General features: G+C 68.5%; 8 protein-coding genes. 4 read left to right on the top strand and 4 right to left on the bottom strand.

Annotated elements, in window-relative coordinates; translation table 11 throughout:
• Positions 1-141 precede the first annotated feature (141 nt).
• Entirely contained in the window at positions 142-1,710 is a 1,569-nt protein-coding gene (locus QSK32_RS43975; protein ID WP_285475398.1) for a methyl-accepting chemotaxis protein, read from the top strand.
• Positions 1,711-1,713: 3 nt separating this feature from the next.
• Here the strand turns inward: QSK32_RS43975 and QSK32_RS43970 are convergent, their stop codons facing one another.
• Both QSK32_RS43970 and dctA read right to left on the bottom strand, forming a co-directional pair.
• Positions 1,714-2,835: a glycerate kinase gene (locus QSK32_RS43970; RefSeq protein ID WP_285475397.1), complete on the bottom strand. Its 1,122-nt coding sequence runs from the start codon at positions 2,833-2,835 to the stop codon at positions 1,714-1,716.
• Between the two features lies 1 nt (position 2,836).
• Entirely contained in the window at positions 2,837-4,186 is a 1,350-nt protein-coding gene (dctA, locus tag QSK32_RS43965; RefSeq protein ID WP_285475396.1) for a C4-dicarboxylate transporter DctA, read from the bottom strand.
• A 121-nt stretch (positions 4,187-4,307) separates the two neighbouring features.
• On the opposite strand from dctA, the gene QSK32_RS43960 reads away from it, so the two are divergent.
• The gene (locus QSK32_RS43960; RefSeq protein ID WP_285475395.1) at positions 4,308-5,195 is read left to right on the top strand and encodes a LysR family transcriptional regulator; all 888 of its coding nucleotides are present in this window, start codon (positions 4,308-4,310) and stop codon (positions 5,193-5,195) included.
• Between the two features lie 102 nt (positions 5,196-5,297).
• A complete protein-coding gene (locus QSK32_RS43955; protein WP_285475394.1) occupies positions 5,298-6,377 on the top strand; it encodes a tartrate dehydrogenase in 1,080 nt (359 codons plus the stop codon).
• Between the two features lie 6 nt (positions 6,378-6,383).
• On the opposite strand, the gene QSK32_RS43950 is transcribed toward QSK32_RS43955, so the two are convergent.
• Both QSK32_RS43950 and QSK32_RS43945 read right to left on the bottom strand, forming a co-directional pair.
• The gene (locus QSK32_RS43950; RefSeq protein WP_285475393.1) at positions 6,384-8,714 is read right to left on the bottom strand and encodes a glycoside hydrolase family 95 protein; all 2,331 of its coding nucleotides are present in this window, start codon (positions 8,712-8,714) and stop codon (positions 6,384-6,386) included.
• Positions 8,711-9,634, bottom strand: coding sequence for a glycoside hydrolase family 43 protein (locus QSK32_RS43945; RefSeq protein ID WP_285475392.1), 924 nt, complete (start codon positions 9,632-9,634; stop codon positions 8,711-8,713). The genes QSK32_RS43950 and QSK32_RS43945 overlap by 4 nt, the downstream gene beginning before the upstream one ends.
• 64 nt (positions 9,635-9,698) lie before the next feature.
• Between QSK32_RS43945 and arfA the strand changes: the two genes are divergently transcribed.
• Positions 9,699-11,192 (top strand): arabinosylfuranosidase ArfA, encoded by a 1,494-nt coding sequence (gene arfA, locus QSK32_RS43940; protein WP_285475391.1) that lies wholly within the window; start codon positions 9,699-9,701, stop codon positions 11,190-11,192.
• Positions 11,193-11,283: the final 91 nt, after the last annotated feature.

Raw genomic sequence — 11,283 nt, 5'->3', positions numbered from 1 at the left:
GCTGTAGGCGGCAGCCACCGCCGATTTCGGGGTCCACACAACCACCGAGACTCAGCGGTGGCTGCTTGCTGTCCACGGACAAACCCGCACCGCCACAGCAGCTCAAAACGGATCTCCTGCTGGAGTATTAGCCTCCGAGCCATGAGCATCCGCACCGGCCTGCTGGCGTCGGCGGGCATCGCTCTGCTGGTTGCGGTGGTCGTGGGTGCGGTGGGGATTCTGCGTACCCAGTCCACCGCTGACGCGACCGAGGCACTGTACGAGGAGTCGCTGCGCCCGCTCGCGGTCGTCAAGGACATGCAGCAGTTGATCTGGCACGCGCGGTGGGCCGGGCTGTCGCAGCTCTCCTCGACCGATGCGGCCAAGGCGAAGGCATACGGTGAGGAGGCGTCCACCAACTATGACCTGGTGACGACCCGGCTGGCGGACTACGACAAGTTGCCGGTGAGTGCGCAGCAGCGCACCGCGATGAGTGACTTCGCCACAATCTGGGCGAACTACATCGAGCTCCGCCAGCAGTCCTCCGCGTTGAAGGCAGCTGGGAAGATCGCCGAGTGGGAGACGTTCCGCAGCGAGAAACTCGCCCCTGCGGTCGGCGAGGCCGTCGAGCGTCTCGACGGCCTCGCCGATCAGGCGGAGTCGCAGGCTGCGGCGAGCGCTGCCGAGGCACAGGACGCCGCCGGCCGAGCCCGGACGACGATCGCCGTGGTCCTGGCTGTGGGTGTGGTGGCCGCCGCCGCGTTCGCTCTGCTCGTGGCCCGGACGATGAACCGGCGGATCACAACGTTGCAGGAGGTCCTCGCGGCAATGGCCAGCGGTGATCTCACGGAGCGGCCCGCGGACCCGGCGGGCAATGAGATCGGCAAGATGTCGCGTTCGGTGCAGCAGGCCGTCGCTCAGGTCCGGGCCACCATGTATGCGTTGTCGGAGATGAGCTCCGGGCTTGCTGACCGGTCCACCGAACTCGGTGAGGCGAGCCGCGGCCTGTCTCGCAGCACGGATCAGACCTCGGACCAGGTCAGTACGATCGATGCGGCCGCGGGCGAGGTCAACGCCGGTGTGCAGGCGGTGGCCAGTGGCGCCGAGCAGATGGGCGCGGCGATCCGGGAGATCGCCATCAGTGCTTCCGAGGCCGCCCTGGTCGCCGCCAAGGCAGTTGACGTGGCGGCTGATGCAAGGAAGACCATGGTGCAGCTGGATGCTTCGTCCGCGGAGATCGACGGTGTCGTGAAGACGATCACCGCCATCGCCGAGCAGACGAATCTCCTCGCGCTCAACGCCACCATCGAGGCCGCCCGTGCCGGCGAGATGGGCAAGGGCTTCGCGGTGGTGGCCGGCGAGGTGAAGGACCTCGCGCAGGAGACCGCCAAAGCCACCGAGGAGATCAGCAAGCGGATGGGCCAGATCCAGGCCGACACCCGGATGGCGGTGACGTCCATCTCCGGGATCGGCGAGATCATCGAGCGGATCAACGACTATCAGAACACCATCGCGTCGGCGGTCGAGGAGCAGAGCGCCACCACCCAGAACATGACCGGTGACCTCAACCGGGCGGCCGGCGGCAGTGCCGAGATCAGCGGCGGCCTGGCGCAGGTGGTCCAGGTGACCAGCGCGACCCGGGACGCCGCCCGGGCCACCGAGACCTCGGCCGCCGAGTTGCAGGAGAACTCCGCGCGTCTGCGGCAGCTGGTCGCCCAGTACCGGCTATGAGGCTCATGCCGGCGCGCGCAGCCGGTGGCCGATGTCGGTGCCCGCCCTGGTGGCGAGGCGCAGGCTCAGGGCGGGATCGCGGCTCGGATCCCCGTCGGTCATGTCCGTCAGTGACCACAGCTCGCGGATGCCCAGATGCCGGCGCTCGTCGGCGGTGAGGGAGCTTCGGCCGGCGACCGCGTACACCGGTTTACCGGCGGCGCGAGCCGCGATGACGGCGGGCAGTTTGCCCCACAGGGTTTGGGCGTCCATACTGCCCTCGCCGATCACCACGGCGTCACACCGGGCCAGTTCATCGTCGAAGCCGAGCAGGTCGAGCAGGTATTCAGCGCCGGACACCCGCCGGGCGCCGAGCATCAGAGCGGCGAATCCGACGCCGCCGGCCGCGCCGGCACCAGGTGTGAGCGACGGTTCCGGCTCTGCGATGGTCACCCATAACCTTGCGAGGGTACGGGCGAAATGCGCGAGCCCGTCCTCCAGCAGCCGGACCTGGTGTTCATCGGCGCCCTTCTGCGGTGCGAACACGGCTGCCGCGCCGTCCGGGCCGAGTAGTGCGTTGGTGACGTCGGTAGCGACGACCAGGTCGACGCCGGTCAAGTCGATCAGTCCGGTCAGGTCCGCCGACGCGATGGCGGCAAGGGTGGCGCCGCTGGGATCGACCGGCGAACCGGTGACGTCGTAGAAGCGGGCGCCGAGCGCGGCGAGCATGCCGCTGCCGCCGTCGGTGGAGGCACTTCCGCCGAGTGCGAGGACGACGGTTGTCGCGCCGGTGGCGACGGCGGCAGCGACGGCCTGGCCAAGGCCATGGCTGGATGCGGCCATCGGGTGCCGGGTCGCTGCGTCGAGGGTGGCGAGCCCGCAGGTACCGGCTATCTCGACGATCGCTGTGGTGCCGTCGGAGGCGAACGTCGTATGCACGGGGCAGCCATCCGCGCCGCGTGCCGTGACCGGGTGTGCGGTGAACCCCGCGTGCAGGGCGGCGGCGACACTGCCGTCTCCGCCGTCGGCGAGGGGCAGCGACCGGCTGTGTACGCCCGTACTTTCAAGGCCCCCTCTGATGGCGGCGGCCACTTCGGCCGCTGTCAGCGAGCCTTTGAACTTGTCGGGGGCGATGAGTACGCGCATGTCAGGCTCCGATGCTGGCCGGGGTACGGCCGGGGTGGTCGCCGTCCGGAGCCTGGTCCGGTTGACCAACTCCCGGGACGATCTCGCCCCGCAGGACGGCGCGGGCACGGGCGGTGTCCAGGGTGCCGTCCCAGCGGGCGATGAAGAGGGTGGCGACGGCGTTTCCGCAGAAGTTGACGAGGGCGCGGCACTCGGACATGAACTTGTCGATGCCGAAGACCAGCATGATGCCGGCGGCCGGGACGGTGCCGACGCTGGCGAGAGTAGCGGTCAGGGCGATGAAGCCACCGCCCGCGACACCGGCCGCACCCTTGGAGGTGAGCAGCATGATGGCGAGCAGCCCGAGTTGTTCGCTGATCGACAGATCGGTGTTGGTGGCCTGGGCGATGTAGAGCGCCGCCAGGGACAGATAGATGGCTGCGCCGTCGAGGTTGAAGGAATAGCCAGTCGGCACGACCAGGCCGACCGTGGACTTCTCCACGCCGGCGAACTCCATCTTGCGCATCAGGGCGGGCAGGGCCGGCTCGGCGGTGGAGGTGCCGACCACGAGCAGCAGTTCCTCACGCAGGTAACGCAGCAGGTGGAATATGTTGAGCCGCAGGTACAGCATCACCGAGCCGAGCCCGACGAACACGAACAGCGCCGAGGTGACGTAGAACAGGGCGATCAGCGAGCCGAGACTGGTCAAGGTCTCGACGCCGTATTTGCCGATGGCGTAAGCCATCGCGCCGAAGGCGCCGAGTGGGGCGAGCTTCATGATGAAGCCGAGCACCTTGAACACGATCGCGGTGAGCCGGTGAACGGCGTCGAGGACCGGTGCACCGACCGAGCCGACCGCGTTGAGGGCGACGCCGAAGATCACCGCGAGGAAGATGATCTGGAGGATCTCGCCTTCGGCGAAGGGACTGATGATGTTGTCCGGCAGCACCCGCAACAGGAAATCCCACCAGTGCGACTCCTCGCCCTTCTCGACCAGGGAGGTGACGTCCTCGGTCGTGGTCAGGGTGGCCGGGTCGGCGTTGACGCCGTCGCCGAGCCGGAACAGGTTGATCGCGACCAGGCCGGTCGCCATCGCCACGATGGTGCCGACCTGAAAATAAGTCAGCGCCTTGATGCCGGTCATGCCGACCTTCTTGAGGTCGGCGACACTGGCGATGCCGCCGACGATGGTCAGGAACACCACCGGGCCGATCAGCATCTTCATCAGGTCGACGAAGGACGTGCCGATCGGCTCCATGGCCACACCGACATCGGGCCAGACGCCACCGACGACGACACCGAGCACGATCGCGACGAGGACGTAGAAGTAGAGCTGGCGGTACCAGGGACGCTTCGCTGCCGGCGTGTCCATGAGACTCCTCGGGTTCCCGCTGTGATGCCTCACACAGTGCGTGAAACGGATCCGAAACGTCTAAGACACGTTGGCTACACCTCCAGTAGGTTCCACCTATCAATGGTGACCGGAGGCCGTGATGGACGCGCGTCAGCTCTCGCATTTCCTGGCCATCGTCGATCATCTGAACTTCAACCGGGCCGCCGAGCAGCTGCACATCGCGCAGCCGTCGCTGTCGCAGTCGATGAGTCAGCTGGAGCGTGAGCTCGGGGTGCCGCTGTTCCACCGGGTCGGCCGCGGCATCGTGCTCAGCGACGCCGGTAAGCAGCTCGTGGAACCGGCCCGGCAGGTGATCCGGGACCTGGATAACGCGAAGGCCGCGGTGCGCTCGGTGCAGGGACTGCAACGCGGCCGGGTGGAGCTGGTGGCCATGCCGAGCCCGGCCATGGAGCCGCTGGGCACCATCACCAGGGTCTTCACCGACACCTACCCGGGAATGAGTCTGCTGGTCGACGCCGCGTTCACCCCGGAGGAGGTGGTGCACGCCGTGAAGTCCGGGCAGTCGGAGGTCGGATTACTGGGCGCCGCCTCGGCACCGCACACCGGTGGGCTCGATGTGCTGCACATCGAGGACCAGCCGCTCGTTCTGATCTCCCCGCCGTCGATGTCGGCGGCATCCGATGTCATCGGCCGCGAAGACCTGGCCGGCATGCGGCTGATCGTGAGCCGCCGCGGCAGCCTGATGCGCCAGCTCGTCGACGACGTGCTGGCCAGCGGGGTCGACGTGGAGCTCGTCGTCGAGCTCGAACACCGAACCTCGATCCTTCCGATGGTGCTCGACGGGGTCGGACACGCGGTCATGCCGTCGTCGTGGGCGCCGCTCGCGCAGCGGACCGGCGCCCGGGTACGCCGGATCGAACCCGTCTCGCTGCTGCGGATCTCCCTCGTCACCCGGCAGGGACGGCTTACCCCGGCCGCGCAGGCCTTCGTGGCGTGCGTCGCGACGTACGCTCGGTCGCCCGTTTGATAGGGAAAGCCTATCGTCGGCATCACTTCTGCGTCTTGGACGCCGTTGCGAAACCAGGCGTTAACTCGGCGTCACGACATCCCTAGAAGACGGAGACTCATCGTGACCGCTCAGCAGAACTTCCGGATCGCCGCCATCCCCGCCGACGGCGTCGGCATCGAGGTCGTCGAAGCCGGCCGCGCCGTTCTCGACGCGCTCGCCACCGCCTCGAACGGCCGGTTCGCCTTCGACTGGCAGGACTTCCCTTGGGGCAGCGACTACTACGCCAAGCACGGCCGGATGATGGACGACGACGGCCTGGAGCAGCTCAAGGCCTTCGACGCGATCTACTTCGGTGCGGTCGGCTGGCCCACCGTGCCGGACCACATCAGCCTCTGGGGCCTGCGCCTCAAGATCTGCCAGAACTTCGACCAGTGGGCCAACGTGCGGCCGGTCGACTTCCTGCCCGGCGTTCAGAGCCCGCTGCGCAAGGCCGACACCACCGAGCTCAACTGGGTCGTCGTCCGGGAGAACTCCGAAGGCGAATACGCCGGCCTGGGCGGGCGCAACCTCGGCGCCCGCGGTAACACCGGCGAAGTCGCCGTGCAGTCGGCGCTGTTCACCGAGTACGGCTGCGAGCGGATCATGCGGTTCGCGTTCGACCTCGCGCGCACCCGTACGGTCAAGAAGGTCTCATCGGTGACCAAGAGCAACGCGCAGCAGTACGGCATGGTCCTGTGGGACGAGGTCTTCGCCCGCGTGGCCGCCGAATATCCGGACGTCACCACCGAGAGTGTGCTGGTCGACGCCATGGCCGCGAAGTTCGTGCTCCGCCCGGAGGACCTGTCCGTGGTGGTCGCCTCCAATCTCAACGCCGACATCCTCTCCGACCTGGGCAGCGCCCTGGCCGGCAGCCTTGGGCTGGCCGCCAGCGCCAACCTCAACCCCGAACGCCGGTTCCCATCGATGTTCGAGCCCGTGCACGGCTCGGCGCCGGACATCGCCGGCCAGGGCGTCTGCAACCCGGTCGGCGCGATCGGCAGCGCCGCGCTCATGCTCGACCATTTCGGCCTGCACGACGAGGCAAAGGCAGTCCGCGCCGCCATCGAGGTCACCACCGGCAGCGGCGTGCGCACCCGCGACGTCGGCGGCACCGCCACCACCCGCGAGGTCACCGCCGCCATCATCGCCAACCTCGCCTGACGCGCGTCACCGGAAGTCCTCCCGGTACGCACTCAGCCGGTAGCTGCTGTGCGGCTCACCAGTCCAGCCGATCCGGCGGCGTCCGGCTACGGCTCCGGTCACCTCGCGGGTGTCGAGCCGCCGGCCCTCGGCGTCGATGACAGCGACCGGTGTCGACGCCGCGGCGACCTCGATGACGACATCGGCGTGCGGTCCGGTGATGATGGTGACCTCGGTGAGGGCGCCGCCGGCCCAGGTGACGGAGACCTGATGCCCGCCCCGGCAGCGGATGCCGCGGACGGTGCCGCTGTGCCACGACGGTGGCAGGGTCTTGAGCAAGCTGATCGCCTGTTCGTGGCTTTGCACGAGTAGTTCGGTCATGCCGGCGACCGCGCCGAGGTTGCCGTCGATCTGGAACAGGTGGCCGCCCGGCCAGGCGGGATGCGGGTGCAGATCGAGCAGCGAGGCCGAACTGAGCTCGCCGAGCAGGATCGCGATCGAGCGTTCGGCGAGGTCCGGGTCACGCAGCCGGGCCGCCAGGCACAGGATCCATGCCTGGCTCCAGCCGGTGTGCCCGCTGCCGTTGTCCAGGCGTGTTCGCAGGGCCCGGCGGGCGGCCTGGAACTCAGCGGGTGTGCCGGCTTCGGTGATGCGGGTGCCCGGATGGAGTCCGTAGAGGTGGGAGAGATGCCGGTGGCCCGGTTCGCGGGGCGGCCGTTCGTCATACCACTCGAGCAGTTCGCCCTCCGGGCCGATGACGACCGGTCGTAGAACGGCGAGAGCGGCACGGGCCCGCTCCGCGAGGTCGTCGTCGGCCAGAGCCGTGTAACGCGTCAGCACCGCGTGGACGAGTTCCTGATCCATCGCGGAGCCCTCGGTGACGGCGGCATCACCGCCGTCGGCCACGAAGCGGTTTTCCGGGGATGTCGACGGGCTCATCACCAGTACGCCGTCGGTGTCGGGGACGAGCATGTCGAGGGCGAAGGCGGCCGCTGCACGCAGCGCGAGAAGATCACCGTCGCGGAGCCGGCCGCCGTAGTCCAGATGTTCGCCGAGGTGGGTGGCGAGCCAGAGCAGGCCGGATGGCCAGCTCGCCCATTGCGGATCGCCGTTGACGGGCGCGGTGAACCGCCAGATGTCGGTGTTGTGATGGGCCACCGCACCAGCGGACGCGTAATACCGTTGTGCCGTTGCGGTGCCGGCGGCGGCCAGGTCGCTGACGAGGTCGAACAGCGGCTCGTGCATTTGCGCCAACGCGGTCTGCTCCGCCGCCCAGTAGTTCATCTCGACGTTGATGTTGGTCGTGTAGTTGCTGCTCCAGCCCGGCCGCACGTCGGCGTTCCAGATGCCCTGCAGGTTGGCGGCCTGGGTGCCCGGTCGGGAGCTGGAGATCAGCAGGTAACGGCCGAGGTGGTAGTACCGCTCGGCGTCGGGGGCGCAGCCCGACAGGTCGAGATCGACCCGGTCGAAAAAGGCGCGGTACTCCTCGACGTGCCGGTCGCTCAGGTCGGTTCCGGCGGTGACGAGCGCTGCGGCCACCCGGCTTCGGGCCTGCTCGGTGAGGGCTGCCAGGTCGGCGCTCGGGCGCCGGTCGTAGCCGCGGAACCCGGACGCCGCGGCGGCGATCAGGCGGATCTCGTCCTTCCCGGTCCGTTGCACGGCCACGACCAGGGCGAACCCCATGCCGGTGGCGACCGTCCCGTCCTGCTGATCGGGGTCGTCGTCGGCGTAGATCACTGCCGGTTCCCGGTCGACATAGTTGGGCAGCACCTGTGCCGGCGCCCGGCCGGTGACCACCAGGTAGCGGCAGTCACCGTCACGATGCTCTCTCGTGCATACCGTCAGGTGCGGTGACGTGAAGACCGGCGTGGCCAGTAGCCCGGAGCCGGTCACGGTGGCAACCAGGACACCGGCCGGCGCGGAGACGAACGCGCTGAGGCGGACCCCGCCGCCACCCGCTTTGTAGGCGGTGCCGGCGATCGCCCGTCCCAGGTCGAGGTCACGGCGGTAGTCCGTGATCTCCGTATCCGCGGTATACCGCCATTCCAGGCATCCGAGGGGCTGGTAGGACTCGGTCCAGCCCTTGTCTTGCATGCGCCGGGCGAGAGAGTCGGCCAGGCGATGGTCGCCAGACCGGATCGCCCGTCGCAGCTGCGGCAACAGCCGCTGGGGAGGCGGGCCGGCCTCGACCGGCACGGGGCCGCCGGACCAGAGCGTGTCCAGGTTCAGGTCGAATCGTTCGACGTGTGGCCGTCCGTGGGCCATCGCGCCGAACGCGCCGTTGCCTAGCGGGAAGCCCTCGTGGAATGCGGTGGCCGGGGTGGTGAGCACGATGTGGTGTCGGTCGGCCGGTGTCACGGCAGGCTGCTCGCGAGACGTTCCCATTCACCGTCGCGCAGCGGCACCACGACGCCGTGCTTGGTGTTCGCCGGCAACTCGAACTCGCCGGTGAAAGGTGCCCAATCGCCCGCCGCGAGGTCGGCGGTCACGAACGGCCGGTACCCGACGCCGCCGTCGCCGTAGTGGTCGACGAACAGGAACCAGCGTTCTTCCCGGTTGTCCTTGAACACCAGCGGGCCCTCGACGTCGCCGAAATCGGCACGGCCGATGCGTTCCTGCAGGATGACGGCGTCGTCGGCGAACAGTGACGACACCACATCGGCGTAGAGTTCACGACCGCCGTGGCTGTTGTCCTTGTGGAAGCGATAGACCTTTCCGCCGTGGCGGATCATCGTGGTGTCGATGGTGGTGCTGCCGGTGTCGAGGTATACCTGTGCGGGGCTGAACGTGACGAAGTCACGGGTCGTCGCATACAGGATCCGGCTGTAGGCCGGATCGGCGGAAAGCCGGTTCGAGGACCAGAAGACGACGTACTCACCGAGATCCTCGTCGTAGATCGACTCGGGCGCCCAAGCCATGCCGGCATCCGGTGGCGCCACCTCGACCAGCCGCGGCGGTGACCAGGTGAGCAGGTCGGGGGTGTCCCAGACGAGGATCGAGCGGCTGCCCTGATGCGACCAGGAGCGCCAGCCCGCGTCGTCGCCGCCGAACACCCTCAGGTCGGTAGCGACCAGGTGGAAGCCGTCAGGGGTGCGGATCAGGTGCGGATCGCGTACACCGGTGGTTCCCAGACCAGAGGCCAGGATCGGCTCGCCGCCGTTGAGCCGGTACCAGCGGGTCGGGTCGTCACCACGGCTCAGCGAGAGATAAATCTTCTCGGCATACCCGCCGGGATCTTCGACGAAGTGCACCATCACGTACCCGAACTTGTTGACCATCGCGGGTTCTCCTCCTAGCCTGCGGTAGATAACGTTTTCTATCAGTAGTCACCCAGGAGAGTCCATGGGCAACGACGTAGTGATCGCCGACCGGTCCGCGGCGATCGGGCCGATCAACCGCCGCCTCTTCGGCGCGTTCGTCGAGCACGGCGGGCGCGGTGTCTACGACGGCCTGTACGAACCCGGGCACCCGCTCGCCGACGCCGACGGCTTCCGGACCGACGTCCTCGACCTGGTCCGCGAGCTCGGGGTGACGACCGCCCGGTATCCCGGTGGCAACTTCGTCTCGGGATACCGGTGGGAGGACGGCATCGGCCCGCGCCAGGCCCGGCCGCGCCGGTTGGATCTGGCCTGGCACAGCACCGAGACCAATCAGATCGGGGTGGACGAGTTCGCCGCCTGGTGCCGGCGCGCCGAACTGGAACTGATCATGGCGGTCAACCTGGGCACCCGCGGGATCCAGGAGGCATTGGACCTGCTCGAGTACAGCAACCACCCGGCCGGCACCACCTGGTCGGACCAGCGGATGGCCAACGGCAGCGTCACACCGCACGGCATCCGGATGTGGTGTCTCGGCAACGAGATGGACGGCCCCTGGCAGATCGGGCAGCGCAGCGCCGACGACTACGGCGCGCTCGCGGCCCGCACCGCCGCCGCGATGCGCATGATCGACCGGAACCTGGAGCTCGTGGCGTGCGGGTCGTCGTGGACCGGGATGCCGACGTTCGGCGAATGGGAGCGCACCGTCCTCGAACACTGCTACGAGTCGGTGGACTACATCTCCTGCCACGCCTACTACCAGGAGAAGAACGGCGATCTGGGATCGCTGCTCGCGTCGTCGGCCGACATGCAGCACTTCATCGACACGGTGACGGCTACCGCCGACCACGTGCGCAGCCGCAAGCGCAGCACGAAGACGATCAACATCGCGTTCGACGAATGGAACATCTGGTATCAGGACCAGCAGGTGCGCCCGGACCCTGCGGACTGGCCGGTGGCTCCGCGCATCCTCGAGGACGTCTACACCGTCGCCGACGCCGTCACCGTGGGCAGCCTGCTCATCACCCTGCTGAAGAACTGCGACCGGGTGACCGCCGCGTCGCTCGCCCAGCTCGTCAACGTCATCGCACCGATCATGACCGAGCCCGGCGGGCCGTCCTGGCGCCAGACCACCTTCTTCCCGTTCGCGACGACGGCGCGCCTGGCGCGGGGCACCGCCTACCACCCGGCGATCACCACGACGACGTACGAGACACAGCGCCACGGCGACGCCGCCCACCTCGACGCCGTGGTCACCTGGGCCGAGACCGAGGGTGCGGTGCTGCTGGTCAACCGGGATCAGCGCGGTCCCCGTACCATTGAGATCGATCTTCGGTCGTTCGCCCCGTCGTCGGTCACCGAGGCGGTGGTGCTGGCTGACGAGGACCCGTACGCCGTCAACACCCTCGCCGATCCGTACCGGGTGTCGCCGCGAGCGCTGAAGGCCGTGAGCCTCGACGGCGGACGGCTCACCGTGGTCCTGCCGCCGACCTCGTGGGCAGCTGTCGCCGTACGCTGACAGGGCCGAAAATGGCGAGGTGAAGGGCGCAGAAAACGCGTTCTTTCCGGCATCGACTATCCTGTGCGGCACACTGCGTGATCGGAGGGGC

Source organism: Actinoplanes sp. NBRC 101535 (assembly GCF_030269225.1).
GTDB lineage: Bacteria > Actinomycetota > Actinomycetes > Mycobacteriales > Micromonosporaceae > Actinoplanes > Actinoplanes rectilineatus.
This window is presented reverse-complemented; position numbering and strand designations above follow the sequence as displayed.

Bases quoted from the DNA above. Each gene is read 5' to 3' on its own strand.
- QSK32_RS43975 (WP_285475398.1), top strand. From the start codon at position 142: ATGAGCATCCGCACCGGCCTGCTGGCGTCGGCGGGCATCGCTCTGCTG.
- QSK32_RS43970 (WP_285475397.1), bottom strand. From the start codon at position 2,835: ATGCGCGTACTCATCGCCCCCGACAAGTTCAAAGGCTCGCTGACAGCG.
- dctA (WP_285475396.1), bottom strand. From the start codon at position 4,186: ATGGACACGCCGGCAGCGAAGCGTCCCTGGTACCGCCAGCTCTACTTC.
- QSK32_RS43960 (WP_285475395.1), top strand. From the start codon at position 4,308: ATGGACGCGCGTCAGCTCTCGCATTTCCTGGCCATCGTCGATCATCTG.
- QSK32_RS43945 (WP_285475392.1), bottom strand. From the start codon at position 9,634: ATGGTCAACAAGTTCGGGTACGTGATGGTGCACTTCGTCGAAGATCCC.
- arfA (WP_285475391.1), top strand. From the start codon at position 9,699: ATGGGCAACGACGTAGTGATCGCCGACCGGTCCGCGGCGATCGGGCCG.